The sequence below is a fragment of the Helicobacter bilis ATCC 51630 genome, from assembly GCF_000686565.1.
In the GTDB taxonomy this organism is placed as follows: Bacteria; Campylobacterota; Campylobacteria; order Campylobacterales; family Helicobacteraceae; genus Helicobacter_A; species Helicobacter_A bilis.
This window is the reverse complement of the sequence record NZ_JMKW01000011.1, coordinates 29,538-56,119: the sequence shown is the minus strand read 5'-3', so window position 1 is coordinate 56,119 and position 26,582 is coordinate 29,538. Positions and strand designations below refer to the sequence as shown.

The window sequence follows — 26,582 nt, the reverse complement described above, 5'->3', positions numbered from 1 at the left end:
AAATAGAATCTCATGCGCTAGATTCTATACAAGGTGTTTTGACATAGTCTTAACATGACAAAGTTAAGAGATAATCTCATAGCTTTTGGCACTATGAGTTGTAGTTACTATGCTGTGTTTTGCATAGCCAATAGATACTATTTTTTAACTTGTTTTTCATTTTTAACCTTACCATGTTGAGATACATGTAAAAAAACTCACTCATGATTCTAAATCTTTAGAATCAACAACCTAAAACTTGAAAATTAAACTTTGGAATGTAGCCCATTTGGCTTACTATTAAGCTTATTTTAGCTTTTCTATAGCTTGTCATGTTAAGGTAGGCAAAACACTTTTTTAGTTTTTACTTTTTTTATGACATTATAAGACTTCTTTGTATTTATATAAATTTCATAATAATAGTTTATCGTTTAAAATATTAGTCATTTAATCTTCAATCAATAATCTAATTATAGACTAAGGATTCCAAAAGTCTCTCTTTTGCCTGTGGATATGCCTTAAATAAAGCTTCTAGTTGATCATAATTGCGTTTTTGTGTGCAGTTAATCTCCCAGAGATTTGGTGTCTCGCTAATAGCTACACTAGATTCTTTAGGGTGGTCTAGACTACCTTTGATAAGCACTTTTTCTACACCATTTAGCACACTCATAATAAAAAACCATAAGTCATCGTTATAAGGACAAAGTTGGCGGATATTCCCAATGTTAAAAAACTCGTTAGGGAAGCTTTTTGGTGGATAGAGAATGCCAGAGACGCCAACACCAGCAAGGGCTAAGTGCGGGCAGTCCTCTTTGATGATTGGCTGATATTGCGAAAATGGCACATTAAGCATATCTGCTATCAAATCATCATATACCATATTTGCGTGAATACAATTTGGATACTTCTTATAAGAAGTGAGCAAAAGAGAGATAAGGCTAGGATCATACATTTGATCATCATCAATGGTGATAATTAAATGTTGCGGATAGAGGTCTATCGTATAGAATAGCTTTTTATATGCACGCAGATTCTCTTGCACGAAATGAATGGTGATTAGGTCTAGCTTGGCAAAGATTCTAAGAATGTAGGGGATATTGTGAGTTGGAAACTCTTCTTCACTTAAGAATACTGCGACTTTAAAATGTTTATAGTTTTGTTGAAAGATTGAAAATAATGTATGATGAAGGTAACCAATCCTTGCAGGGAAAGAAGTGATACTCACAACAAGCGGCGGATGGTTTAATGGGTTATTTTCTGTGGTGTTTGACTTGGTTTTTATGTGTTTGTCATTTTCTAAGTTTAGCGTGTCTTTGGGGCTAGTTTGTTTGTCGTTTGGCTCATTGTATGGATTGTTATCTAGTTGGGTTGTGTGGGAGTGGTTTATAGCAGATTTAGCTACTATCTTTTGCTTGTTATGAAGTATGTTGTAGATGATCTTGTGGGATTCTGTATTATATTGCGTTTGGTTATCATGCTGGGGTTGCTGTGGGCTTTGATTTTTACAAGGCGTTTGCCCCCCCCAATGTATTTGCCGTATGCGATTTTTATAACAAACTTTGTGATTTCAAGGTTTCTAATACCTCTTCTTGTCATAAAAAACAGATGTGTTGCTCTTTTTTCACCAAGTAGAACTTTTAATGCTCTCTTAATAACTACTTTCATGTTTATCCTTTACAAAAATTTTAAATTTTGTCATTTTCGCATACGCTCTATAAGCCCATAACAAACACAAATGATAAGATTCTAGAATCTTATCCAAATGGGCGGGTGCAAGGATGCAAACTTTATAGAATCTGGATTCTAAAATAACGCACCCTAAACCCTGCACCCACCTAGTTTTGGTAGAGAATCTAGAATCTTGTCATTTGAAAAATCTTTTTTTAGAATTTGGGTTATTAGATGTTTCGCTTCGCTCAACATGACAATTACTAGAAACTAGATTCTAACCCTTGTCATACTGAGGCGTTAGCCGAAGTATCTAAAACCTTAGAATCTAAAAAGATCTTTCGCCTATGGCTCACACGAGCGAAGCTCTTGCCCACACTTGCAAAAATGATAAGATTCTAGAATCTAAACAAGATATTTCATGTATGACAATTACTAGATTTCAGATTCTAAAAATAATCTCTCATTGTAGCAAAAATGTGTTAAAAGGTGTGTGGGTTGCATTGACTGATTAAAGCGACATGATGATATTTAGGATTTTGTAGGTTTATTAATGCTTGCAGTTTTGCACGACTTTTACTTGATCTGTTTGTTGATATACACCCTATAACACAAAAGGTGTATCCTGATACACAGAAAAGTTAAGCCAATTTGCAAAAAGCACACTCGCACTTGACTTCCACGAGAGTATCGGCTCCCCATCTTCTCCAAAATAATCAAGCGGTTTTGCTATCTCTAAGCCTTTATTTATATCTCGCTCGTATTCTAATCGCAGCGTGTCCTTAGCATATTCTGGGTGGGCTAGGATATAAAAGTCTTTCTCATCTTTTAACGCACTAATGCCACAAATCTCACTCTCTAATAGAATTTTCAAGCTAGAGTTTCTAACCGCATTTTCATCAATCCCAGCGTGCCTTGAATGAGGCATTCTCACAATAGAATCTAGCCCATTTAAAAGCAAATCCTGCGTAATGATTCTGTGTGGAAACACACCAAACACTTTGCTATCTAACATAATCTTTGCAATCTTGTGAAAGTGATATAGCCCTGCCATAGCCCCCCAGCACAGATACATCGTGCTTGTGCAATGGCTTTTGAGATAGTCCATAATCTCTTGTATCTCATTCCAATACGCCACATTCTCAAACTCCAAATGCTCAATGGGTGCGCCTGTAACAATCGCTCCATCAAACCGCCGCCCTTTAACTTCGCTAAAATTCACATAGAATCTATCTAAATGGCTTTTGGGCGTGTTTGTGCCGATGTAACTTGCTGTGGATAAAAGCGTGATTTTCACCTGCAAAGGCGAGTTTGCAAGCAGACTTAGAATCTGATTTTCCGTCTCAATCTTTGTAGGCATAAGGTTAATTAAAAGCACTTCAAGCGTCCTAATATCTTGCGTTTTAGCCCTTTTTGCCCCCATAATAAAGGCATTTTGACTAAGCAAGGAATAGGCTGGAATATCTTCTGGGATAACAATGGGCATTTTCACTCCTTTTAGATTCTACTTTTCTATTGCCTGTTTTAAATCGGCAATCAAGTCTTTGCTAGATTCTAGCCCTATGCTTAGTCTAATCGTGCAGGGTGTGATACCCCCGCTTTGTAGCTCTTTTTCACTAAGTTGTGAATGCGTAGTGGAAGCGGGGTGAATGATTAAAGACTTTGAATCCCCGATATTTACCACCATCGCAAAAATCTCTGTGTTATTGCAAATCTTTTGTGCCGCTTCATAGCTTTGTGCTTCAAAGCTAATGAGTCCGGAGCTTTGAGAATCTGCGTAATATTTTTGCAAAAGGGCGTGATATGGGCTAGATTCTAATCCCGGATAGGCTACACTTTTAACCAAACTATGAGATTCTAAGAATCTTGCTACATCTAGCGCATTTTGACTATGCTTTTTAATGCGAAGCTCTAGCGTCTCTAACCCTTGCAATAGAATCCACGCTGATTGCGGGGAGAGTGTCGCACCGATATTTCTAAGCCATTCAGTGATAAGGCGAATGCTAAAGCAAGGCAGGGGCAGTGAAGCATAGACTAGCCCGTGATAGCTAGAATCTGGAGTATTAAAAGCAGGATAACGCGGGTTATCTCTAAGTAGCTCATTTAGCCCTACTCGCTCAATCACCGCCCCACCTAACGCACTGCCCTGCCCATTGACATACTTGCTAAGGCTATGCACGGAAATATCCACGCCAAAATCAAAGGGCTTGTGTAAAAAGGCAGTAGGCAGGGTGTTATCACAAATGCTTATAATGCCGTGTTTCTTAGCAATAGCGGTAATAGCAGTCGTGTCGGCGATTGAAATAATGGGATTTGAAATGCTTTCAAAAAAAATCGCCTTTGTTTTAGAATCTATCACAGATTCTAAAGACGCGATATTATCAATGTCAAATGTCCTAGCTTCAATGCCAAAGCGTTTCAGCGTATGTGTGAAAAGTGTCTGCGTGCCACCATAGATTTTATTCGCAAAGACGATATTATCACCACTTTCCGCACAATTTGCTATCGCATAGAAAATCGCCGCACTCCCACTTGAAGTAGGCACACCAAAGACACCGCCCTCAACCGCTGCAAGTCTCGCACCTAGCACATCAGTCGTGGGATTTGTCAAACGCGTGTAGATATTGCCTAGTTCTTTTAGTCCAAATCGTGCTGCGGCTTGCTCTAAGCTCTCAAAGCTATAAGCGGTATTTTGATAGATTGGCACACTCATTGTGCGTTGGGTATCATAGGTGTATCCTGCGTGCAGAGCGAGTGTGTCTTGGGTGTAGTTGGTGTGTTTTAAATTTGCCATTGTTGTTCTCCTTATTTTGTGTTTGTCTTTTAGGTGCTTTTTGCAGATTTGCAAGTGTGGATTTGTTGCTCCGCAACTGCATCTGCGGTGTCGGCTCGGTCATTTGCCTTTAGCAAACTCCCTTCGTCTCCACCTTGAAAACTACAAAACGAAGTTTCTTTAGAAAAATCACTCAAAAATACTGCCGCAAATGTTTGTTGTTGTAGTTTCTTTAGTCAAAGATACTTCTACAAAACTATTTTTCGCTTCTTTGGTGCTTGTAGAATCTTTGTCGATTTAGAATCTACATTTCTACTAGCTTTTACCTAAAAAACCTTGTTTTTGCTTTAAAGATTCTAACCTTGTGAGACTTTATTTATTTCACATTAAAGTAATATAGAATTATTTTTAAAAAATATTCTAAACTTTAAAATATAGAATCTTACTTTAGAAATTAAGTTCTAAATTAATAGGCATATTAACACAAAAAAATGAAAATACAATATGTAATATATAAAAAATTACAAAAAATATAAAGAATGTTACTTTTTTAATCTATTGAAATATGGCTAATTAGTTTCTGTGTGTTATTAAAAAAAATAAAAATGTGAGTAAATAGGGGGCGACTCAATAAGTCTAAATGAGTTTGTGATGTTTGCTATTTAAGCTATTGTTGAAAAGAGCCATAACGCATAAGCTTGTCATAGCGTTTTGCAAGATAGTTTGGAGTGTTTCTTATTTGTTCTAAAGATTCAAGAAAATAAGCCTTGATTTTTTCTGCAGCTGCTACTTTATCTCTGTGAGCGCCACTCAAAGGTTCTTGTATGATATCATCGATTAAGTTAGCTCTTTTTAATTCTTGTGGAGTTATTTTCATAGCTTTTGTTGCGGCTTCAATCTTTGTTGGGTCATTCCACAAAATCGCAGCACAACCCTCTGGGGATATAACGCTAAAGATAGAATACTCCATCATGGCTAACCTATCTGCTACGCCGATAGCTAAAGCACCACCGCTTCCACCTTCACCAATAACAATGGATATAGTCGGCACTTGTAGCATGGCAAAATCCTGCAGATTCTTTGCGATAGCTTCGCTCTGTCCTCTCTCTTCAGCTCCAAGCCCGGGGTAAGCCCCTGCAGTATCGACAAGCATAAGCACAGGGATATTAAATTTTTCTGCCATTTTTGCTATTCTCAACGCCTTGCGATAGCCTTCTGGGTGGGGCATACCAAAGTTTCTTGTAATCTTATTTTTTGTGCCACGCCCCTTTTCTTCGCCGATAACAATAACGCGTTCGTTCTCAATCTTTCCCAAAAAGCATACTATTGCCTTATCATCTCGAAAATGGCGATCGCCAAAAATCTCATAAGAATCTTGCATAATCAATTCAATATAATCAAGGGCGTAGGGTCTGTCTGGATGTCTTGCTAATTGTAATTTTTGATAGTCATTCAAATTTGCATAGATTTTTTTCATTTCATCTTGCAAGTCTTTTTGTAGAATTGACACTGCGGCATTATCATTTCGCAATGTCGCTGATTCTATATCTTCTTGTAATAGCTTTAAACGCTGCTCGAAATCTAAATATGTAGCCATTATTGACACTTTTTGAAAATCACAACACCATTTGTGCCACCAAAACCAAATGAATTACTCATAACACTTTGAAGTGTAGCGGAACGAGCGACATTTGGGACATAGTCAAGATCGCAGAGATCATCTTTTTCTTCTTGATTAATAGTTGGTGGTATTACGCCTTTTTCCATAGCCATAAGCGATATAACCGCTTCAATAGCGCCAGCCGCACCTAAACAATGCCCTATTTGTCCTTTTGTAGAGCTGACAGGTGGGATATCATTGTCAAATACACGCTTTAATGCTTGAGTTTCATGCACATCATTATAATATGTGCTTGTGCCATGTGCATTCACATAGTCGGGCTTAATACTTGCCATTTGCAAGGCTTGTTTCATAGCACGATACGCACCCTCGCCTTCTGGAGCAGGGGTTGTAATATGATTTGCATCACCACTTTCACCAAAGCCACATAACTCACCATAAATATATGCACCACGCGATTTTGCACTCCCATAATCTTCAAGCATTAATGCGCCTGCACCTTCACCCATAACAAAACCATCGCGTTTTTTGTCAAATGGTCTTGATGCTTTGCTAGGTGTATCATTGCATACACTCAAAGCTTTCATGGCTGCAAATCCACCAATGCCTATTTCACAAATAGAAGATTCTGCACCTACAACAAGCATTCTATCAGCACAGCCAAGCATGATAGTCTTAGCCGCTTCAATAATGCCATGTGTGCCTGCCGCACATGCGGTAACACTTGAGAGATTTGGTCCTTTAATCCTATGAGCGATAGATACAAAGCCGCCAAGCATATTCACAAGTGCAGATGGAATGAAAAAGGGGCTAATGCGTCTTACACCCTTTGTATGCCATGCAACAGCATTATTTTGAATGTTTTCCAAGCCACCTATGCCTGAAGCAGAGCTAATACCAAAGCGATCGGCAACATCTGGTAAAACTTCTAAGTTTGCATTCGCAAACGACTGCTTACCTCGTGTTATGCTATCTTGCAAGGCTTCCCTAGCAGATAACAAACCAAGCTGGATAAATCTATGTGCCTTTTTCACTTCTCTAGCATCAAGGACAGATTCTGGATCAAAGCCAACGACTTCGCCTGCAATCTGCACGGGAAAATCTGTAATATCAAAAGATTCTATTCTTCTAATGCCACAATTTCCCTTTACAATATTGTCAAATGCAACATCTTTATTTAGCCCTAAAGCATTCACCATGCCAATGCCCGTTACTACAACTCTTCGCAATATGGCTCCTTAAGCACAAATAAGTATAAAGTTTAAGTAACTCGACTTACTTATTCGCAAGAATATAATCTACAACATTTTGCACGGTTTTAATTTTTTCTGCTTCTTCATCTGGAATCTTAATATTAAACTTTTCTTCCAATGCCATGATAAACTCAACAACATCAAGGCTATCTGCATTCAAATCTTTTGTAAAATCAGACTCCGGCTTAATCTCATCTGCTGCAACTTTAAGCTCACTTGCTACTAAATCTTTCACTTGATTATAAACTTCGATAGAATCCATACCTAAACTCCTAATTTTAAATTACTTCTTAAGTCATATTGTAGTCATAACTCACTGCTTAAGAAAAGCAAAATTATACATAATAAGTGTTAATAATATCTATAAACTTAGCTATATAACAAAATATTATAATATTTTCTTGCAATGCTTATTTGTATATCAACTCTTATTGAATGTTTTATTAAGTCTAATTTATTCTAAAATACTCTCAATCATATTATGACACAAATCTTTATTAACCGAAGAAGTCATAAGCTGTTTGTAATGATGAAGTAACATTTGCAATGAATGAGAGTTATCTATCAAATAATAGTTTTGAATATATGCAAACAATGCTTTTTGATTAAAAATCTCTGTGCCACTTATTAGCACATTAGCGAAAGTGGCTGGTTCAAGCGGATTATGCCCCCCAACTTTTGCAAATGCCCCACCAAGTATCACAATATCGCTAATCGCATAGAAATTAATAAGGCAGCCCATCGTATCAACAAGCAAAATATCCGCATGAATCAGATCTAAGTCTAGTGTAGAATCATTTTGCAATTCACCAAGACACATGGTCTTTCCATATTGTTTGCAAAGCTGAAATACAGACTGAAACCGCTCTGGGTGTCGCGGCACAATGACTAATAGATTTTTTTTAGAATCTTTTTTTATTGTTGTATAGTCTTTAGTGGTGTTGTGAAGATGGGTTTTGCATTCATATTCTTTATTGTGATTGTTTATAGAATCTAGACTCTCTACCATTTGGGTGGGTGCAGGGTGCAAGGGTGCAAACTTTATAGAATCTAGATTCTTGTCATTTTGAGTGCGTAAGCACGAAAAATCTTGTTGAGATTCCATGCTAGATATTTCGCTACGCTCAATACAACAATTGCTAGAATCTATATTCTTTTCATTTTGAGTCTCCAAAAAAGGTGAAAAATCTTTTTTAGATTCTGTATTTTTAGACATTTCGCTTTGCTTAATATGACAAAGTTTAGATTCCATATTTTCTAAAACTTCACTATCACTTTCCCATAATGCCTTTGCCTTACTCCACGCATTTAGCACAAATTCTTCCTCGTTTGTATGTGTGCTTGCCGCAACAATGATTAAAGATTCTGGTTTTTTATACGCTATCTTTGGTTTTATAGGGTTTAATAGTTTGAGATTCCCGATTGTTTTTACATTTTTTGCCCCCAAACTCTTTAGCCTTTCTGTGTCTTCATCACTTTGAGATAATACAGAATCAACAAATGAAAAAAAATGTTTATAAAAGATTCTAAGCTTTTGATAGCGTTTTGTGCTACGCGTTGAGATTCTAGCATTAACTAATTTTGTAGTCGCCCCCTTATGCTTTGCATATACAAATAGCATAAGCCAAAGTTCGGCTTCAAACACAAAAAGCTTTTTACATGTCGGTGCAAATAATGGGATAAAGGTCTCAAAAGGCAAATAATCAATGCTAAGATTCTCATATTTTGCATAAAGGTCTTGTGCCTGTTTGTATCCAGTCTGTGTGATAACACTAAGAAATATGCTTTGTGTTTTGGGGATAGATTCTATAAGGGTTTGCAGGGACTGCACCTCGCCCACAGAACAAGCATGTAGCCATATATCATAGCTTTCTTTTGAGTGATTTTTGGGGATTAAAAAACGAAGTGGAATGCTTTTTTTATATTTTTCTCTTAATGATAAAACACAAAGCAAGGGCAATGCAAGAACATGCAAGAAACATAAAAGAGTGTAGTAAATAAAAGTCATTATGCCTTGTCTTTGGTTGGGTCTTTAACTCTTACTTTCAACTAGAGCAGAATCATAAAGAATGCGACCACAATGTGGGCAATGCACGATCTCATCGCCCCTTCTAACATCTGCAATATTTTTATCATTTAGCTTGATAAAGCAACCACCACAAGCCTCTTTATACATGGAGATAACGCTTGTATTTCCCGCCCATTTTCGAATCTTTTCATACAATCTTAACACCGTTGTTTCCATATCTAATGCAGCTTTTGTCCGTTTGGCACTCACCTCATCTTGTTGCTTTTTAATCTCTTGGACTGCTTCATTGCAGCCAGATTCCATGCTACTAATCTCTTCATCAAGCTTTATAACATTGGAATCAAGTGTAGCAATCTTATCTTTTGCCGCTTGTATGCCTTTCTCAAGGGCTTCAATCTCATTGTTAAAGCTTATGCTTTTTTCTCGCAATATACCCTCTTCCATATCAAGATTTTTCATCTCTTTTTCGCTTTTGCTTTCTTGGATTTTATTGCGAATGCGTTCAATATCTGCAGTAATCACAGCAAATTCATCATTATTTTTTGCAAGAGATTCTTCATTCCTTGCAATGAGTGCTTCTAGCTCTTGCTTTTCTTTTAAAGCTTTTGTTTTTTCAGATATTTTTTCGTTCATTGGGGCTTTTTTTTGCTCGATAAGAGGATCATATTTTGACACCTCTAAATCAAGGCGATTTACTTCAATGAGTTTTTCAAGATTTTTATTCATGCAATGCTCCTAAATATAGCAAAATGGATTGTGTGAATTTGTAATTATAGCTTGAATATGGTGTTTTTGTAAAGCTTTTGCTAGTAAATCACTGAAAATACACTCACTTTCAAAGTGTGGAACATCAATAAAGCTAATGCCCTCACTCGCAGCAATCATAGCATCATGATATTTAATATCGCCTGTGATAATGCAATCTCGCTTATTTGCGATTTTATAGGCAGTGGCATTACTCCCACATGTAATGTAGAGGTTATGTATCATATTATCTTTTTGCGTATAGCGAAGTGTATCTAATCCCAATATATTTTTTATATGCGTAGCAAGAGAATAGGTGCTTAATGGTGTGCTTGTGCTATAAATAAGGCTAAAATCTTTCTCACCATTTGGGGTAAAGTTTAGAGATTCTAAGCATAATTTTGTAGCAAAGGCTTTGTTTAAATGCGTTTTATCAAAGTTTGTATGCATGGCTATAACGCTAATTCTTTTTTGCAGACATATTTCAATAAGATTTGCAGGATATGTATCGGTTTGTATGGTCTTTAATGCTTTAAAGATTAAGGGGTGATGCACGATAAGCAAACTTCCATTTTCTATCGCATTAACCACTTGCATATCAAGTTCTAATGCGATATAGACTTGTTTGCACTCTATTTGCATATTGCCGATATTTAATCCACTATTATCCCATTCTGCTTGCATGATAAAAGGACTTATTGAATCGAGTATGTTATAAATTTCTAAAACTTTCATGTTTAACCGCCTATTGAAATTGTGAAATTAAGATAAGATTCTATAACCCAAATAATGCAAAATCTATATTTTATACTTATCATAAAATAGTTAAAAACTATATCCTACACTTGCGCCAAAGAAATTAAAGCCTTTGTTTAAAGGGGTTAAATCGCCATTTGAGTAATGTTTCACAAAAATCTCACAGGATATACCCCCCCCCCCCCCCCCCCTTATTTGCCACGGTATAATTATAACCAATAAAGACTTTTTCCCCAAAAGTAAAAGCAGAGTTCATGCGAGAATCTAAAAGTGTGCGAATGTAGATTCCAATACCAACTCCAGCGTAAAGGTTTGTGCGTGGTATTGATAATACAATATCTTGTGATACACCAAAGATTAATTGATTAAGGGCTTTTTCACTCCCACTACCAAGAAAGCCTTCAAGCTCTAAAACCATTCTAGCAGGTAATCCAAAAAATGTATTAGGCTGTCCATAATGCAAACCCAACACACTAAGGCGTGAGAATCCATTTTCTGAAAAATCCTATGCGAAAGTAAGCTTTAGCAAATGCTTTTTATCGTTAAAATTCGCATTATAATCTATCCAACGAGACTTTTCCTTGCTTACTTCATTATGAGCTTCATTATTTTCTAAAGCATACGCAAAAGCACAAATAGACATAAACAAAATAAAAACACATCTCATACACAAAACCCCAACAATTATTATTAGTTTAATTATTCAAAAAAGGCGGATTATAATTATATTAGGAAAAACTATAAAATACAGCTTAATCTTTACATGCCATTTTTACCAGCATCTTACTCTAAGCAAACAAGACTCTACATCCCATCTTGTAACAATCTCTTCAAAAATGTAGAAAAGATTCTCTCTAGTTGTTCTATATCCTGCAAGGATACCCTTTCATCTACTGCGTGGATTCTATCATTGCATAAGCCAAGTTCTACCACTTCTACGCCATATTCACTCAAAAATCTCGCATCACTTGTGCCGCCACTCGTGCTAAGTTCTGCTTGTATTTGTGCTACTTCGTGGATAGAATCTTGTAAAAGCGTGATTAAAACACTATCTTTTGTATGAAAACTTTTTGAGCTTTGTTTCAGCTCTAGTGTATAGGGAAGTCCATCTAATACAGAATCTACATGCGATTTCACACTCTCTAAGGTCGTCATTGTGGAATTTCGCACATTAAACATAATGACTAAATCATTAGGCGTTACATTCACCGCTTCGATGCCGCCTCTTATATCCGTTATCACAAGCTTTGATGCACTAAATACGCAATCTCCACTATCAAGATTTACCCCCGCTAAAAGCCCTAGCTTACTGCCGAGTAACTCCACTGGATTAATACACTTTTCAGGATAGGCGACATGCCCCTGTTTCCCTAGAATCTTAATCACACCATTAATAGACCCTCGCCTGCCGACCTTTATCGTATCCCCCGCAAACCTCGTGCTTGTAGGCTCTGCGACAATGGCGTATGTAGGTAGCATACCCTTTTCTTTTAGGATTTCTAGCATGTATTGTGTGCCATAGATCCCTTCACCCTCTTCATCACTTGTTAAAAGCACAGAAAAAATCATTTGAGTTTCATTCTCGCCTATAAAATCCTGCAATGCCTTGATAAAACAGGCGATACCGCCTTTCATATCCTGCGTGCCACGACCATAGATATAGCCATCATGTATTGTAGGGGTAAATGGCGGATAACTCCATTCACCCTTATTTTGACCGCTATTTTCTGTGTCGTATATATCCTTTGGCACAGCTGCCCCACCACCGGGCTTTACCACATCAATATGCCCTGCAAAGCAAAAATGATTCAATCTTTCCCAAGCACTCTTTTCATCATATCCTTTTGGAATCTTATAAAACAGCACATTTTTTACACCATTTTTTTCAATATGCAAAGCCTTAAATGAAGGTAAAAGTGTTTGTATATACTCATAGATTCCATGCTCTAGCGGCGTGATTGTAGGATATTGTATAAGTTTTTTTAGAATCTCTAATGCCATGTTTTGCTCCGTTATAAATTTGACTGATTCCAAACCTTGTGTTAAATCTTGCCTAGATTCTAATACATATTCAAAGCTATTCTGGGTTTTAATCAAAACAGAATTTTGCATTAGAATCCAATGCCATTTTGCACCCACCTTAAAGGTATAGAATCTAGGCTTTTGTATGTTTAGAACTATCTGCTTAAGTCATGCGAGAAATCTAACGCGGTTGAATTGTGCTATTATCTGCCTTATTTGATTCTAAAAATTCAATTAAACGCAAGGCACATTCCATATAGCTTTTGCTTGTCCTGCTATCAGGTTCAAAGAAGCTAATTGGCTTACCGCTATCACTTGCTGCTACAATGCTTGGCTCTAATGGAATCTTAGCTACAACTTCTGTGTGAAACTCTTGTGCTAACATATCGCTATTACCCTTTCCAAAAATCTCATAGGTTTTATTACAATCAGGGCATATAAAACCACTCATATTTTCAATGATTCCAAAAATTGGGATATTGCATTTTGCAAACATATCAAGCGCACGGAATCCATCATCAATGGCTACCATTTGCGGTGTCGTTACATTTATACCCGCGCCAACAGGCACACTTTGAGCTAGTGTAAGCTGTGCATCGCCCGTTCCCGGTGGCATATCAACGACCATAATATCAAGCTCTCCCCACTCCACATCTTGCAACAACTGCGTAATGATACGCATAACCACAGGTCCTCTCCATATAAAGCTCTGCCCTTTACCATAGATAGATTCTATACTTATCATTTTGACACCATACTGCTCTAAAGGTAAAAGCTTTTTGCCATCTTGGCTAGTCTTTGGCTCAACGCCATCTAGTCCAAACATACGCGGGACATTTGGTCCATAAATATCAGCATCAAGTAAGCCTACTTTTTTACCGCTTTTTGCGAGTGAAATGGCGAGATTCACGCTTGTTGTTGATTTACCAACACCGCCTTTACCGCTGCTTACCATTACAAAATGCTTGATTGATGGGGCTAGATTCTTAGGGGATTGCTCTGATTGTGCCTTTTGTATATTTGGCGTTACAATCTCTATGTCGATATTTGCAAGTGGCAGGGATTTTGTCTTTTCTAGAATCTCTTCTTTGACTTTTTTAATGACTTCTTCATTGCTTGATGGGATATTTATCTTAAGATAGCATACATTATTGTTTATCTCTATCTTACTTACAAAGCCAAAGGTTACAATGTCTTTCTCAAAGTTTGGGTAAATCACTTGTTTTAATGCGTCTTCGACCATTTTTTTCATATTTTTCCTTTATATTGTGTTGTGTGTGAAATTATAGCGTATTTGATAGAAGTTCATAGATTCTAAAACATTTAAATGCGTATGATATAATGTCGCCTTTTATTTTTAGAATCTAGCAGGGAGATTATTATGGGTAGAGCGTTTGAATATCGTAGAGCTGCAAAAGAAAAGCGATGGGGCAAAATGAGTAAAATCTTTCCAAAGCTTGCGACAGCTATCACAATCGCCGCAAAAGAGGGCGGACTAGACCCAGAAATGAATGCAAAATTACGCACGGCTATCGCTAATGCAAAGGCACAAAATATGCCAAAAGATAATATCGATGCGGCAATCAAGCGTGCAAGTGGCAAGGACGGACATTTTGAGGAAGTAAGCTACGAGGGCAAAGCCGCAAATGGTGTGCTTATATTTATAGAATGTGCGACTGATAATCCAACAAGAACCGTTGCAAACATAAAAAGCTATTTCAACAAAACGCCAAATGCAAGCTTGCTTACAAATGGGGCGATTGACTTTATGTTTGAGAGAAAGGGCGAGTTTCAAATCACTTTAAATGATGATAATGTTGATGAAGTAGAATTAGCACTTATTGATTGCGGACTTGATTTATTAGAGAAAAATGAAGAAGAAAATAGCTATACAGCATATTCTAAATATGAAGATTTTGGCGCATTAGCACTTGGTTTAGAGAATCTAAATATTGAAGTAAAATCCGCAAAACTTGTAAGAATCCCAACAAGCCCCATAACCCTTACAGAAGAGCAAATGCAAGAACTTGATAAACTGCTTGATAAAATCGAAGATGATGATGATGTGCAAGCGGTTTATACAAACCTTGCGTAAAGTTTTTTAATGCGATTAGCCTAGAAAAAGGCATGTATTTACATAATGTTATAGGCTTTTATGGCAATGTTTGCGGGGTTGATGAGATGAAAATAGAGTTACTATCTTATCCCATTTTAGAATGCAATATAATTTAGGGTCTTGTTATATTGAGCTTTTTAAAAAGGCGAAATATCTTAAAGATTAAAGTCTGTAAGAGATTTTTCGATACTTTCAAAATGACAATATTTTAGATTAAAACAAGGTTTTATATTTGAGAAGTTATAGTTTATATTTAGACTCTTAGGCGTTTATTTAAGAGCAAGGCATGATTAAAAGCATTATCTCATCAAATCAGCCTTTGTTTGCAATAAAAGTCTATTTCAGTTTTGGGCGATAATGTTTAAAAGCTTCCATACCCCAGTATCCACCTCTTTTATAAAGATTTAAATGATATGTGTATCCTAGCATTACCATGTATGTCTTTATCTCTTCTTTGTTTGGTATGCGTGAGCTTATATAATCTTGACTAAGAAGTGGAATCTTTGCACCAAATGTTATAGTGTGATTATCTTTGATATTAAATTGGAATCCAGCGTTAAAAGGCAAGGCAAAAAATGTGTGCATTCTATCACTTTGATTTCTAGCACCAAAAGTATTATTTGATATTGCAAAGTCAGGTTGCAGTGTAGTAGCACCCGCACCTAAGCCAAAATACACACCAAAAGAGCGAGTAAAATTATAGAAAAAATCCACATTTGCAGCGATTAATTGCTGATTTAGCGTTGTATCCATGCTGTAGCTATTACCACCGGTTCCTCCCCTGCCAGAGTTACTAAAAGTTTGCATATAGTTATAGCTTACATAATATTTAAAACCAAATTTATTGCCTAAAAAATGTCTATATCCAGCTTCAGCCCCAATTGTCCAACCAGCACCTGTGCCTATTCGAAAATTATTATTGAGTTTCCCACTTGTCAATGTGCTATCAGTAACTGATGCGCCCACATTTCCCCCTACAAATAGACTCGAAGCCCTATCATTCGCAAATGCGTTAAAACTTACAAGTGATATGCCAGACAGCATTACAAGATTCTTTAATATGTTATTCATACTATTCCTTTAAATTAAAATAATGAGTGATTGTAAAATACAAAAAAAAAAAAACAAGTCAAGCATATTTTAATAAATGGCTAAATATTAAAGTTTAAAGTAGAGAATAGAAACACATTTTATTATCGTGGGCTTTGTGTTATAAGTATGGGGGTGCAGCATTTATAGAAATATGTGCTGAATGGCTAAATGCGTGAATCTTGTGATACAAAATTTGTTTTTCTCAAAAAGAGGCAATATAGATTCTAATATGAGTAACTATATGATAAAACAAAATTACTTGCAGCTTTCTTCACATTGCATATTACTTTGCAAGCGAAAAGATTCTAAAAGATTTAATGCTTTTTTGCTTTGTAAATGCTCTCTTGCTAGATGAAATCCAGCTTCAATGCTATCAGCATAGCCATAGATATAAAGGCTTACACCAGCATTTAGGGCGACAAGATCGGCTTTTTTACTTGCCTTACCGCTTAGTATATCAAGTGTGATTTCTGCGTTCATAGCGACATCGCCACCGCGTAATTCTGCGTGATTAGCTAGTTCTATACCTAGCTTTTGTGGTGAGAAAATATAAGTGTGAATCTCTCCATCTTTTAGCTCACTAACTTGTGTTGCTGCACAAAGGCTTATCTCATCAATACCATCTAGCCCATGCACGACCATTGCCCTTTCAACGCCTAGAATCTTTAGGGCATTTGCAAGAAGTTCTGTATAATCTTTGCTAAATACACCTATAAGCTGATGTGTGGGTCGCAATGGATTACTTAAAGGACCAAGTAGATTAAAAAAGCTTTTAAAGCCTAGCTCTTTACGCACACCTTGCACATGTTTTAGGGCGTTATGAATATTTGGTGCAAACAAAAATGTAATGCCTAGCGTCTCATAACATGCCTTGCAAGTCTGCATATCCATATTGATATTAATGCCTAGATTTGTGAGTAAGTCTGCACTTCCGCTTTTACTTGTAATGCCGCGATTGCCATGCTTTGCCACTTTTAAGCCCATACTTGCTAATAATAGGGCAGTTGTCGTTGAGACATTAAAGGTTTTTCTCGCACTCCCACCTGTGCCGACAATATCAATGCGTTTAGAATCTTGTATTTCAAAATGCTTTGCCTTTGATATAAGAAGACTTGCGAATGCGGCAAGTTCCTCCCCGCTTGGTCCTTTGTGATAAAAGCTTGTGATAAGGCTGCCTAGTTGTGCTGGTGTGAGATCATTTTCTGCGATACACTCCATTAAATCATAGCTTTCTACAAAGCTTAGATTCTCTAAATGGGCTAATTTTTGCAGGTAAAGCTTTATAGGTATGCTTCGCCTTTTGTAGTGAATGAAGTTTAGAATCATCTTTTCACCATATTGAGTGCCAATAGATTCTGGGTGAAATTGTAAGCCAAAAAGTGGATATTGTTTGTGTGTTACTGCCATAACTTCGCCATCATCACTCACTGCATTGATGTGAAAGCAATCTGGTATTTGCTCTCTTTTAGCGACTAAAGAGTGATAGCGAGTGATTTGGACATGCTGAGGGATATTCGTAAAGATTCCATCTTCTGTGTGTGTGAGTGGAGATACCTTTCCATGCACTATATTTTTTGCATTGACAATAGGCACATCAAAGGCATAAAGAATAGCTTCATGTCCAAGACAGATACCAAGAATAGGATATTCACCTTTTAACTGCGTAATAATATCAAGGCAGATTCTAGAATCTTTAGGGCTATTAGGTCCGGGTCCTAGTATGATATGTGTGGGCTTTAACATGCGGATTGTTTCAATATCAATAGCATCATTGCGTTTCACAATGACACTAAAGCCTAGCCTTGCTACAAGCTGGTAAATATTATATGTAAAAGAATCATAATTATCAATTAAAAGTATCACTCTATGCTCCATTAGAATAAAGATAGAATTGTAACGAAATTTAAACAATTATATTTTTATGTTTGTTTTAAATCTTGCAATTTTGTCTCAAGCGATTCAAACTCATGCTTTAGAGATTCTATCTCTTGCATTCTCTCTTTACCTTCTAAAAGATAGCGTGGCGGTATAGAACTCGCTAGTAATTCATTAATATATACCATGCCCTCTCCACTTTGCTCATAAATCCTTTTTAAATGTGTAAAGCCCTCATTTGAAAAGAAATAGCAATAAAGTCCAATAGCTTTATTTTTATCTGCTAATCTTAGAATCAAAATCCCCGCATTTGCCACAGCGATATGATCTTTTATACATTCTCCAAGTATGGTAACTTTTGGGATAATGCTGCGAAGTGAGAGTAAAATATCATAGGGTTTTAATCGATATTTCTGTATCTTTTGCTTATCCCCACTCATCTTTTTATGACTAAACTTTGTGCTAAATCCACATACAGAAAAATCTGCTATGCCTACATCATAATATGTAATTTCAGAATCTTTACTACTCCCATGCACTCTTTGCCCACGAAAAATTGTTGCCCCCATATCAGCTAATAATAATTCATTTGTATGTATCATCTTAGAGGCAAGATAATAACTCGCTCTTAAATCATGCGTTTTTACATCTTTTATATTTGTGATTTTGGAAAATTCACTCTCTTTTTTTTGTTTAAATAGATTAGCAATTTCATCAAGATGTCTTAGTCGATTATATTTGCCATCTTTGGTGTAAAAATGTGGATTATTTGCGTTAATATGCAGAATCTCTTTATTATTATGAGAGATAACAAGCACAGAAAAATCACAGGCTTGGTGTGGGAAGATATTTTTAGGTAATTCAATAACAGCTTCTATCATACGCTCTTTTACAAGCTTATCGCGAAGCTTTTCTTCTAAAAAGCTTTTTTGCAAGGTTTGATTACGAACGATAAAAACTCCCCTTTGCTTTAAATGTGCTAGGGCATGTGTTAGAAATACTAATTCTGGGTAATTTTTAGCAAGTATGCCAATCTTACTGAATCTTTCATCACCTTTTAATTGTTCCACTCCCATGTGTGCGTAAAGCGGTGGATTGCAAATGACTTTATTAAATTGTCGCAAGATACTTCCCGCTTTAAAGACAGGTTGCTTTAAAATATCATTGACATAGAGTTTATAGTCTTTTATTTGTGTGAATCTTGCGATTAACCTTGCGATATTTGATAGCCTTTCATCTAACTCTTCTCCATATAAATGGATATTTGGATTAAGATTCCCTAAGGATAAAAAGATACTGCCAATACCATAGCATGGATTATATACCTCATCATTATCTTGTAAATCTAGCAGCAATGCTAATAAATCATTAACTTCTCGTGGTGTGGAATAATAATAAAGCTTATTTGTCGTGCGTTTCTGTGAGATAATATGTAGAAATTGCGTGATATTATGTAATTCTGTGCTACTTTGTAAAAGCGTTTTTAGAATCTTAGAGATATTTGCATTACTACTTATTGGCACATATAATTCTTCTCCTATGAGATTGTGTAATATTGCGTGAAAGTCTTCTTTAATCGTCTTTCTTTTGCTGGATTTTGCAATCACGTCTTCTAGCATTTTAGCATTTTCCCTCTTAAAGATAAAAAGCTCAAGCATAATGCTTACAACATCAAGCAAATCAGAATGATAGCGTTTGAGATAGTCAAAACAATCAAGCAATTTTTTCACAATATACCTTTTGGTCTTATGGGTTTGGTTTTAATGATTCTCATTTATATGATTTTAAATGAATGGGTAAAAACAAGAGTTGCATTATAGCTAAATTTTATGGATAAAGATTCTAAGGTAAAACTAAGATAATAAAGAAAAATAAATGCCCTACTTAAAATAAATACCTTACTTGGTGCCATCTTGTAAGGGGAGAAATAAGATAAAACGCCAGTAAAGTCAATTTCATTTTGAAAGGATTAACATGAGAACAATTTTCACTTGGAAAATCAGTATTATTGCATGAGAATAAGCTTCACTTGCAGAGAATGGTTGCGGAGGAGGGATTTGAACCCCCGACCTTTGGGTTATGAGCCCAACGAGCTACCTGGCTGCTCTACCCCGCGTTACTCAAAAATATCAAAGATAACTCCACATTAAGCAAATCTATTAGAAGTAAATTTATGTAGTAATTTGCATATTTGGCTGGGGTACAAGGATTCGAACCTCGGAATGCCTGGACCAAAACCAGGTGCCTTACCGCTTGGCGATACCCCAACGCTTTGCTTCTTTTGCTTGAAGTTAGAAGTTAAAGGCGAAATCATATCATAGTTTTGCTAAAAAGTCAAATAAAATTGATATAATTTTTAAAAATGTTATTACGGAGTATGTAATCTAATGTATCAAACGCGTATGAAAGACGCCATAGAGGCGATTAAAAAAGGTGAAATGATTATTATAATGGACGATGAAGACAGAGAAAATGAAGGCGATTTGGTAATGGCTGGAATCTTTTCCACACCAGAGAAAATCAATTTTATGGCACAAGAGGCAAGGGGGCTAATCTGCGTATCTATCACGCAAGAGTTAGCCCATAAGCTAGACCTGCCCCCAATGGTAAAAAGAAATGATAGCAACCACGAAACCGCCTTTACCATATCCATTGACGCTAAGGAAGCAAAGACGGGCATTTCTGCGTATGAGAGAGATTTGACAATCCGCCTAATGTGTGATAGTAACGCAAAGCCAAGCGATTTTGTGCGTCCGGGGCATATTTTCCCACTTATTGCTAAGAGTGGTGGCACACTTATCCGCACAGGGCATACAGAAGCCAGTGTAGATATTTGCCGCCTTGCAGGGCTTTCGCCCATTAGCGTAATATGTGAGATTATGAAAAAAGATGGCACGATGGCAGGGCGGGGGGATAAATTCCTGCTTGATTTTGCTAAGACTCATAATCTAAAGATTCTTTATGTCAGCGACATCATTCAATATCGCTTAAATTTTGAAAATCTCGTGCGTGAAACTTTACGAGAAAAAGCCGAGTTTATGGGGCAAAAATGCGAGAAAATCACATTTTTAGATCATTTGCAAAATTGCCATATCGCCTTTAGCTTTAGCCCACAGGCTACAACGCCACTCATTAGATTCCACAATACAAGTAGCGATATTGCCCTTTTGACAGATTCTAGTGAATGGCAAGCCCTGCAAAAAAGCATAGACTTACTTTCACAGCAAGGCGGCTATCTTGTATGCCTAAATAGTGAGAATATGGCAAATAGTGGAAATATCGCAAAAAATTGTGGCGATATGAAAGACTTTGGAATCGGCGCACAGATTCTAAAATCACTTGGTGTGAAAGACTTTACACTTCTTAGTTCTCATTGTGCCAACAACGCAAATAAAAGCTACAATGCCTTAAGTGGTTTTGATTTGCATTTGCAACAAAGCATTGAAGTATGAGGATGGAAGCCATAATTCTAAAACAACCTATCGTATTAAAATGAAATATCTACAAATTAAATTCTAAAAGAGTTAGCTTCATCGCCTTAAGCTACTCCAAATTTATATTAGCATTAGTAAATGGAGCGACTTTTGCTTTATGATAAATGGTATCCAAAATTTATATGGCTAAAACTATGCTATAATACTAGCAAATTTGAATAGATGAGGTTTATTGTGAGCATTCTTGGTATGCTTTTTCGACCACTTTTTGCGACTGTGCTTATCGGTGTGAATTATAACACGACTGCGTGTAGCATTAAGGTTGTGAAAAAACGCGGTGGTCATATCGTAGAAGAGATTGATAAAGAATTTAAGATTCTAGATGGGAATCTCTCTGCTGAAGTGATTAAGTTTATTAAGAAGCTAAAGTCTCGTTACGCATATAGCTATGTTGCCATACTCTCTAAGAATACAGAACAAGTCTTAGTCCCCGGTGTGAAGAAAAATCAATTCGCCGCATTTAATGTAAATGAGAAAGAATATAAGTTTATAAAGCTGCCTAGCGCCTTTGCCTTTATACTAAAAGATGATATTACACAATATCAAAATATGTTTAAAAAAGCTATGGGATTAGACTTTTTATTCTCACCTTTTGTATTGCTGTTTTTTAAAGCAAAAACTTTTGTGGGCGATAGACCAAAGCTTTTTGTGTTACAGGAAAAAGAGGATTTATCAGTATTAGTTTTAACAAGAAAGGCTATTTTATATGGCTCATTTTTACCTATGAGTGCAGGAGAGAGTGTAACAAATGTAAGAGATTCTCTGCCTTCTTCTCTCTCTGAAGATACGCTAGTATCTACTACAAGCACACAATCTGGCTCTACCGCGCAAGGCTTAGATGATTTAAATACAGAGCTTGGTGGGCTAGAAGATGAGTTAGAAGATTATGAAAACTTTGATTTTGATAGTCTTACAAGTGAGGCAAGTGAAAATGTAAGCGGCTCAAGTGATGATGACGATAGTGGTGGCTCTAGTATGGATAACCTGCAGGATTTAGGACGATCTACGACTATTATTAATCTTTTACAAGCCGCAATCAAGGATTTTTATAATAATTCATTATATGAAAGCGATTTTATTGAAGAGATTGTATTCTTTGATTGTTATGGTATCTCATCTCAAGCAGTGGATAATATAAAGTCAAATCTTATGATAGACTTTTCACTTGTTGGGCTTGATTTATTGAGAGAATTAACAAATGTTATGCAGATTGAGTTAGATAGTTAGGAAATATTATGACTTATAGTTTTACAAAAGCAACAACAAAGCATGTATTAAAACCAGCTACAAAGATTTGGGGATTCTACTTTATACTTGCTTTTGGCATTTTAATCGTCTTTAAAGTCCAGCTTTTATTACAAGTAGAGAACCTAAAAGAAACACAGAATCTAGCAAAGGCAGAGCAAGAAAGAATAGTGCAATCAACAAAGAATCTAGAACAAGAAAGCGAGAGATTATACTATGAGCTTGAAGTCGCACAAAAGATTAATGTAAGAGATGAAAAGCTGCGTATGCAGATACAAAATATTATAGCTATGATTCCACAAGGGGTGCAAATAAGCACGATAAGATTTGAGAATAATCAGCTTTTTATGCGTGGGACTACTATCAGTAGAGAGCTTTTTGAGACCTCATTGCAGTCGCAATTACGCACAATTTATGCAAGAAGTAACGCAAGTTTTTATGAACTTCCAAGCGGTTGGCTAAACTTTGAATCTATCAGTCAAACCTTAAGCGATGATGGCTTGATTGAGAGAATTGATAATATATAAGGCGTAAATATGGCAATATTAAAAGATGTAGAACCAGATATTATTTTCCGTCATATTGTATGGAGTGTGCTATTTATTGCCGCTGTTGCTTATTATATCAATGTAGATATTATGCCAAATGTTGATAGCTATAAAGAACAAGTGCGATTTACTCGTGTAACACAAGATGTGCTTGCTAGCACAAAGGCAGTGAGAGATAATGCACAAGCAAAGATTAATGCCTTTTCAGGTGCTAATCATGAGAAAATAAAAGTCTTTAATGGCGTGATTAATGAATCTGTAATACGCAAAAACTTACCTAAAGGCTTTTTACGCATAAATGTAAAAAAGATGGGCGAAGAGCTTATACCACAAGACCAGCTTAAAAAGCAGTTTTATGCTATCACAGGCGAAGTAGGGATTAATAATCTAGCCTTAATCCTTGATATTGTGCCGCGACTACATGCAAAAAATATCAGTGCGATACTTGAGCTTCCATTTGTAGTGCAAAAGACAAAGAAAGGGAATCTATCCTTTGAACTACGCATTGCTATCACTCAAAGCACATATAAACGCTAAATATTATAAAGGAATTATATGGCAGAACAAAATATTAACGACAAAAGGGCATTTACTAGCGATTGGGAACAATTAATCTATAATGAATGCGAGAAAAAAGGCTATTTTGAGTCAAATTGCCATGAAATCTATAATCCACATTATAAAGATTCTAAACCATTTTGCATTATGATGCCCCCGCCAAATGTTACAGGTGTGCTGCATATAGGACATGCCTTAACTTTCACACTGCAAGATATTATTACGCGTTATAAGAGAATGGATGGCTTTAGAGTGCTATGGCAGCCCGGGCTTGATCACGCAGGAATCGCAACGCAAAATGTCGTAGAAAAAAAATTATTAGAGCAAGGCATAAAAAAAGAAGATATAGGCAGAGAAGCCTTCATACAAAAAGTATGGGAATGGAAAGAAGAAAGCGGCGGTAAAATCCTAGAGCAAATGCGGACTATGGGCTTTTCTCCAGCTTTTAAACGCACAAGATTCACAATGGATAAAGGGCTTATAAACGCAGTAAAAGAGACTTTTTGTAATTGGTATGAAAAGGGCTTTATCTATCGTGGCGAGAGAATGATTAATTGGTGCACACATGATGGAGCATTAAGCGATATAGAAGTAGAATATGAAGAGAATAAGGGTAAGCTATATTATTTGCGGTATTACTTGAGTGAATATATAGATTCTAAAGGATATATTATAGAAGATACCCTAAAAGATTCTAATACAAAAAATCCTTACATCATCGTTGCGACAACAAGACCAGAAACATTTTTTGGCGATACCGCCCTTATGGTGCATCCACAAGATTCTAGATACACGCATTTAATCGGCAAAACACTCACACTGCCTTTAATTGGCAGAAAGATACAAATCATCGCAGATTCTATTGTAGATATGGAGTTTGGTAGTGGTGCGGTGAAAGTAACACCAGCCCATGATATGAATGACTATGAAGTCTCACTAAGGCATAATCTAGAGCATATAATAGTCTTTGATAAGAATGGAATCTTAAATGAATATTGTGGCGAGTTTAGCGGTATGGAGAGACTTCAAGCAAGAGATTCTATTATCGCGGCATTAGAAAAGGCGGGATTTGTAGAAAAGATTGAAGACTATACAAATAAAGTAGGCAAGTGCTATCGTTGCGGTAATATCATCGAGCCTTATATCTCAAAGCAGTGGTTTGTAAGCAAAGACGCAGCAAAAGGGGCGATAGAGAGAGTAAATCAAAACGAGACAAGATTCTATCCTAGTCAATGGAAGAATAACTATGATGCGTGGATGCGAGATTTACGCGATTGGTGTATCAGTCGTCAGCTATGGTGGGGACATAGAATCCCAGTGTTTTATTGTGAATGCGGGAATGAATTTGCAAGTAAAGATGATAACCCCGTGTGTCCTAAATGTGGTAGCACAAACATAACACAAGATAATGATGTGCTAGACACATGGTTTAGCTCTGGACTTTGGACTCATAGCACACTAGGCTTTGGGAATGGCGACTTTGGCAGGGGAGAGTTATGGCAAGAGAGTGATTTAAAAGATTTTCATCCTAATTCCTTGCTTATCACTGGCTTTGACATTCTCTTCTTTTGGGTAGCTAGAATGCTTTTAAGTGCGGATATTAACTGCAAAGAAATCGCATTTAAAGATATATATCTACACGCCCTTGTGCTTGATGAAAAGGGACAAAAGATGAGTAAATCAAAGGGCAATGTAATAGACCCCTTGAATCTTTGTGCGACTTTTAGCCCTGATGTCGTGCGGTTTAGCCTTGCGTTTTTATGTGTGCAAGGCAGAGATATACGCCTTTCACAAAAGCAGCTTGAAATCACGCGTAATTTTACAAATAAGATTATAAATGCCATGAGTTTCTTAGAGCTATATGCAGGGCAGCTAAGAAGCGAGTATAGATTCTGTGAAAAAGAGAGTTTAGATGAGTATAAAACCCCGCTTGGAATCTATATGAAATCACGGCTAAATCTAGCTATAAAAGAAGTGCGTAACGCCCTTGATACCTATCGATTTGATTTATATGCGAGTATTTTATATCGCTTTTTGTGGAATGAGTTTTGTGATATTGGTATAGAATGTGCGAAAGCCGATAAAGAAAGCGTGTTTGAATTAGCAAGCATTCTTATAGAATCTATGAAGCTTTTACACCCTTTAATGCCATTTTTAAGTGAATATGTATTTCAGCGACTTCTAAGCCGAGATATAGAATCTGGACTAAAAGACAACCGCTCCATTATGATAGAATCTTTTCCAAAAGATATAGCGAGAAATACCGCATTAGAAAAAGGCTTTGAAATCATTCTAGATTCCATTACTACCATTCGCAGAATGCGTGCAAACTTAGGAATAAGCAGCGATATACTCCCGCAAGTTTTCATAGAATTACAAAAAGATGATAAAGACTTAGTACAATCACTCTGTCTAGATTCTAAAGAATCTTCTATAAATTTTGAAGTGCTTTTTATATCATTTGTAGCAAAACTTGCTAAAGTAAAAGAGGTTATATTTGTAGATTCTAAACCAGCCCAATGTATCGCTGACATTGGCAAAATGACAAAAATCTATCTTGCTGCAAGTAACTTTGATATAGCAGGGATACTAGATAGACTAGACAAACAAGCCCAAAAGATACAAAAAGAGATAGCAAAGCTAGAAAATATGCTAAATAATAAGAACTTCATCGCAAACGCCCCAGAAGCCGTTGTAACTCAAAATAAAGAGAATCTAAACGACTTAAAAGAGAGACTTGCTAAAGTGCTTGATGAGAAGAAAGCTTTACAGATTTAAGCTTGTAAATCTATGACTTATCTAGTTATAG

At 36.4% G+C, this 26,582-nt stretch carries 26 protein-coding genes and 2 tRNA genes; 7 read left to right on the top strand and 21 right to left on the bottom strand.

What is annotated here, in order from left to right; genetic code table 11:
* Positions 1 to 445 precede the first annotated feature (445 nt).
* Positions 446 to 1,204, bottom strand: coding sequence for a hypothetical protein (locus T368_RS16540; RefSeq protein WP_237022128.1), 759 nt, complete (start codon positions 1,202 to 1,204; stop codon positions 446 to 448).
* A gap of 176 nt (positions 1,205 to 1,380) precedes the next feature.
* Positions 1,381 to 1,644, bottom strand: coding sequence for a hypothetical protein (locus T368_RS16535; protein ID WP_237022127.1), 264 nt, complete (start codon positions 1,642 to 1,644; stop codon positions 1,381 to 1,383).
* Positions 1,645 to 1,994: 350 nt separating this feature from the next.
* Between T368_RS16535 and T368_RS15325 the strand changes: the two genes are divergently transcribed.
* Entirely contained in the window at positions 1,995 to 2,162 is a 168-nt protein-coding gene (locus T368_RS15325) for a hypothetical protein (protein WP_155116636.1), read from the top strand.
* 89 nt (positions 2,163 to 2,251) lie between these two features.
* Here T368_RS15325 and T368_RS0103725 read toward each other — a convergent pair whose 3' ends face one another.
* The 14 genes from T368_RS0103725 to T368_RS0103670 form a co-directional block, all read right to left on the bottom strand.
* Positions 2,252 to 3,133 carry a homoserine O-succinyltransferase gene (locus T368_RS0103725; protein WP_004086280.1) on the bottom strand — a complete coding sequence of 294 codons (882 nt, stop codon included), beginning with the start codon at positions 3,131 to 3,133 and terminating at the stop codon, positions 2,252 to 2,254.
* An 18-nt stretch (positions 3,134 to 3,151) separates the two neighbouring features.
* Positions 3,152 to 4,441, bottom strand: a complete 1,290-nt coding sequence (locus T368_RS0103720; RefSeq protein WP_004086279.1) for an O-acetylhomoserine aminocarboxypropyltransferase/cysteine synthase family protein — start codon at positions 4,439 to 4,441, stop codon at positions 3,152 to 3,154.
* Between the two features lie 29 nt (positions 4,442 to 4,470).
* The gene (locus tag T368_RS15320; RefSeq protein WP_155116635.1) at positions 4,471 to 4,617 is read right to left on the bottom strand and encodes a hypothetical protein; all 147 of its coding nucleotides are present in this window, start codon (positions 4,615 to 4,617) and stop codon (positions 4,471 to 4,473) included.
* Between the two features lie 470 nt (positions 4,618 to 5,087).
* On the bottom strand, positions 5,088 to 6,017 hold the full coding sequence (gene accA / locus T368_RS0103715; RefSeq protein WP_004086278.1) for an acetyl-CoA carboxylase carboxyl transferase subunit alpha: 930 nt from the start codon (positions 6,015 to 6,017) through the stop codon (positions 5,088 to 5,090).
* Positions 6,017 to 7,270, bottom strand: a complete 1,254-nt coding sequence (locus tag T368_RS0103710; protein ID WP_004086277.1) for a beta-ketoacyl-ACP synthase II — start codon at positions 7,268 to 7,270, stop codon at positions 6,017 to 6,019. Before T368_RS0103710 ends, accA begins: the two co-directional genes overlap by 1 nt.
* Before the next feature lie 46 nt (positions 7,271 to 7,316).
* Positions 7,317 to 7,556 (bottom strand): acyl carrier protein, encoded by a 240-nt coding sequence (gene acpP / locus T368_RS0103705; protein WP_004086276.1) that lies wholly within the window; start codon positions 7,554 to 7,556, stop codon positions 7,317 to 7,319.
* A 192-nt stretch (positions 7,557 to 7,748) separates the two neighbouring features.
* Entirely contained in the window at positions 7,749 to 9,302 is a 1,554-nt protein-coding gene (locus T368_RS0103700) for a glycosyltransferase N-terminal domain-containing protein (RefSeq protein WP_004086270.1), read from the bottom strand.
* A gap of 24 nt (positions 9,303 to 9,326) precedes the next feature.
* Positions 9,327 to 10,049 (bottom strand): zinc ribbon domain-containing protein, encoded by a 723-nt coding sequence (locus T368_RS0103695; RefSeq protein ID WP_004086268.1) that lies wholly within the window; start codon positions 10,047 to 10,049, stop codon positions 9,327 to 9,329.
* Between the two features lie 9 nt (positions 10,050 to 10,058).
* Entirely contained in the window at positions 10,059 to 10,802 is a 744-nt protein-coding gene (locus tag T368_RS0103690) for a Nif3-like dinuclear metal center hexameric protein (RefSeq protein WP_004086266.1), read from the bottom strand.
* Between the two features lie 90 nt (positions 10,803 to 10,892).
* The gene (locus T368_RS17060) at positions 10,893 to 10,976 is read right to left on the bottom strand and encodes an acyloxyacyl hydrolase (RefSeq protein ID WP_233714080.1); all 84 of its coding nucleotides are present in this window, start codon (positions 10,974 to 10,976) and stop codon (positions 10,893 to 10,895) included.
* Positions 10,977 to 10,983: 7 nt separating this feature from the next.
* Positions 10,984 to 11,295, bottom strand: a complete 312-nt coding sequence (locus T368_RS13155; RefSeq protein ID WP_051591318.1) for an acyloxyacyl hydrolase — start codon at positions 11,293 to 11,295, stop codon at positions 10,984 to 10,986.
* A 33-nt stretch (positions 11,296 to 11,328) separates the two neighbouring features.
* Positions 11,329 to 11,490 carry a hypothetical protein gene (locus T368_RS15315; RefSeq protein WP_155116634.1) on the bottom strand — a complete coding sequence of 54 codons (162 nt, stop codon included), beginning with the start codon at positions 11,488 to 11,490 and terminating at the stop codon, positions 11,329 to 11,331.
* A gap of 137 nt (positions 11,491 to 11,627) precedes the next feature.
* Positions 11,628 to 12,824, bottom strand: a complete 1,197-nt coding sequence (dapE, locus tag T368_RS0103675; protein ID WP_027338304.1) for a succinyl-diaminopimelate desuccinylase — start codon at positions 12,822 to 12,824, stop codon at positions 11,628 to 11,630.
* 202 nt (positions 12,825 to 13,026) lie between these two features.
* A complete protein-coding gene (locus tag T368_RS0103670; protein ID WP_004086260.1) occupies positions 13,027 to 14,097 on the bottom strand; it encodes an Mrp/NBP35 family ATP-binding protein in 1,071 nt (356 codons plus the stop codon).
* 129 nt (positions 14,098 to 14,226) lie between these two features.
* Between T368_RS0103670 and T368_RS0103665 the strand changes: the two genes are divergently transcribed.
* Positions 14,227 to 14,940, top strand: coding sequence for a YebC/PmpR family DNA-binding transcriptional regulator (locus T368_RS0103665; RefSeq protein ID WP_004086258.1), 714 nt, complete (start codon positions 14,227 to 14,229; stop codon positions 14,938 to 14,940).
* 357 nt (positions 14,941 to 15,297) lie between these two features.
* Here the strand turns inward: T368_RS0103665 and T368_RS0103660 are convergent, their stop codons facing one another.
* From T368_RS0103660 to T368_RS0103640, 5 genes are all read right to left on the bottom strand, one after another.
* On the bottom strand, positions 15,298 to 16,032 hold the full coding sequence (locus tag T368_RS0103660; RefSeq protein ID WP_004086256.1) for an outer membrane beta-barrel protein: 735 nt from the start codon (positions 16,030 to 16,032) through the stop codon (positions 15,298 to 15,300).
* 276 nt (positions 16,033 to 16,308) lie between these two features.
* The gene (locus tag T368_RS0103655; protein WP_004086254.1) at positions 16,309 to 17,916 is read right to left on the bottom strand and encodes a bifunctional anthranilate synthase component II/anthranilate phosphoribosyltransferase; all 1,608 of its coding nucleotides are present in this window, start codon (positions 17,914 to 17,916) and stop codon (positions 16,309 to 16,311) included.
* Between the two features lie 56 nt (positions 17,917 to 17,972).
* Positions 17,973 to 19,658, bottom strand: a complete 1,686-nt coding sequence (locus T368_RS0103650) for an N-6 DNA methylase (RefSeq protein ID WP_004086252.1) — start codon at positions 19,656 to 19,658, stop codon at positions 17,973 to 17,975.
* A 309-nt stretch (positions 19,659 to 19,967) separates the two neighbouring features.
* Positions 19,968 to 20,044, bottom strand: a tRNA-Met gene (locus tag T368_RS0103645).
* A 76-nt stretch (positions 20,045 to 20,120) separates the two neighbouring features.
* Positions 20,121 to 20,195 (bottom strand) — tRNA-Gln (locus T368_RS0103640).
* A 120-nt stretch (positions 20,196 to 20,315) separates the two neighbouring features.
* On the opposite strand from T368_RS0103640, the gene T368_RS0103635 reads away from it, so the two are divergent.
* From T368_RS0103635 to T368_RS0103615, 5 genes are all read left to right on the top strand, one after another.
* Positions 20,316 to 21,380 carry a bifunctional 3,4-dihydroxy-2-butanone 4-phosphate synthase/GTP cyclohydrolase II gene (locus T368_RS0103635; RefSeq protein ID WP_004086250.1) on the top strand — a complete coding sequence of 355 codons (1,065 nt, stop codon included), beginning with the start codon at positions 20,316 to 20,318 and terminating at the stop codon, positions 21,378 to 21,380.
* Positions 21,381 to 21,596: 216 nt separating this feature from the next.
* Complete coding sequence (locus tag T368_RS0103630) at positions 21,597 to 22,649, top strand: hypothetical protein (RefSeq protein WP_230455614.1); 1,053 nt, start codon at positions 21,597 to 21,599, stop codon at positions 22,647 to 22,649.
* An 8-nt stretch (positions 22,650 to 22,657) separates the two neighbouring features.
* Positions 22,658 to 23,194 carry a hypothetical protein gene (locus tag T368_RS0103625; RefSeq protein ID WP_004086246.1) on the top strand — a complete coding sequence of 179 codons (537 nt, stop codon included), beginning with the start codon at positions 22,658 to 22,660 and terminating at the stop codon, positions 23,192 to 23,194.
* A 9-nt stretch (positions 23,195 to 23,203) separates the two neighbouring features.
* Positions 23,204 to 23,752, top strand: coding sequence for a hypothetical protein (locus T368_RS0103620; RefSeq protein ID WP_004086244.1), 549 nt, complete (start codon positions 23,204 to 23,206; stop codon positions 23,750 to 23,752).
* A gap of 18 nt (positions 23,753 to 23,770) precedes the next feature.
* Complete coding sequence (locus T368_RS0103615) at positions 23,771 to 26,551, top strand: valine--tRNA ligase (RefSeq protein WP_004086242.1); 2,781 nt, start codon at positions 23,771 to 23,773, stop codon at positions 26,549 to 26,551.
* Positions 26,552 to 26,582: the final 31 nt, after the last annotated feature.

What these genes read in the sequence shown, in the direction of transcription:
- T368_RS16535 (WP_237022127.1), bottom strand. Translation starts at nt 1,644, where the DNA reads ATGAAAGTAGTTATTAAGAGAGCATTAAAAGTTCTACTTGGTGAAAAA.
- T368_RS15325 (WP_155116636.1), top strand. Translation starts at nt 1,995, where the DNA reads ATGGCTCACACGAGCGAAGCTCTTGCCCACACTTGCAAAAATGATAAG.
- T368_RS0103725 (WP_004086280.1), bottom strand. Translation starts at nt 3,133, where the DNA reads ATGCCCATTGTTATCCCAGAAGATATTCCAGCCTATTCCTTGCTTAGT.
- T368_RS0103720 (WP_004086279.1), bottom strand. Translation starts at nt 4,441, where the DNA reads ATGGCAAATTTAAAACACACCAACTACACCCAAGACACACTCGCTCTG.
- accA (WP_004086278.1), bottom strand. Translation starts at nt 6,017, where the DNA reads ATGGCTACATATTTAGATTTCGAGCAGCGTTTAAAGCTATTACAAGAA.
- acpP (WP_004086276.1), bottom strand. Translation starts at nt 7,556, where the DNA reads ATGGATTCTATCGAAGTTTATAATCAAGTGAAAGATTTAGTAGCAAGT.
- T368_RS0103700 (WP_004086270.1), bottom strand. Translation starts at nt 9,302, where the DNA reads ATGACTTTTATTTACTACACTCTTTTATGTTTCTTGCATGTTCTTGCA.
- T368_RS0103695 (WP_004086268.1), bottom strand. Translation starts at nt 10,049, where the DNA reads ATGAATAAAAATCTTGAAAAACTCATTGAAGTAAATCGCCTTGATTTA.
- T368_RS0103690 (WP_004086266.1), bottom strand. Translation starts at nt 10,802, where the DNA reads ATGAAAGTTTTAGAAATTTATAACATACTCGATTCAATAAGTCCTTTT.
- T368_RS15315 (WP_155116634.1), bottom strand. Translation starts at nt 11,490, where the DNA reads ATGAGATGTGTTTTTATTTTGTTTATGTCTATTTGTGCTTTTGCGTAT.
- dapE (WP_027338304.1), bottom strand. Translation starts at nt 12,824, where the DNA reads ATGGCATTAGAGATTCTAAAAAAACTTATACAATATCCTACAATCACG.
- T368_RS0103670 (WP_004086260.1), bottom strand. Translation starts at nt 14,097, where the DNA reads ATGAAAAAAATGGTCGAAGACGCATTAAAACAAGTGATTTACCCAAAC.
- T368_RS0103665 (WP_004086258.1), top strand. Translation starts at nt 14,227, where the DNA reads ATGGGTAGAGCGTTTGAATATCGTAGAGCTGCAAAAGAAAAGCGATGG.
- T368_RS0103660 (WP_004086256.1), bottom strand. Translation starts at nt 16,032, where the DNA reads ATGAATAACATATTAAAGAATCTTGTAATGCTGTCTGGCATATCACTT.
- T368_RS0103635 (WP_004086250.1), top strand. Translation starts at nt 20,316, where the DNA reads ATGTATCAAACGCGTATGAAAGACGCCATAGAGGCGATTAAAAAAGGT.
- T368_RS0103625 (WP_004086246.1), top strand. Translation starts at nt 22,658, where the DNA reads ATGACTTATAGTTTTACAAAAGCAACAACAAAGCATGTATTAAAACCA.
- T368_RS0103620 (WP_004086244.1), top strand. Translation starts at nt 23,204, where the DNA reads ATGGCAATATTAAAAGATGTAGAACCAGATATTATTTTCCGTCATATT.
- T368_RS0103615 (WP_004086242.1), top strand. Translation starts at nt 23,771, where the DNA reads ATGGCAGAACAAAATATTAACGACAAAAGGGCATTTACTAGCGATTGG.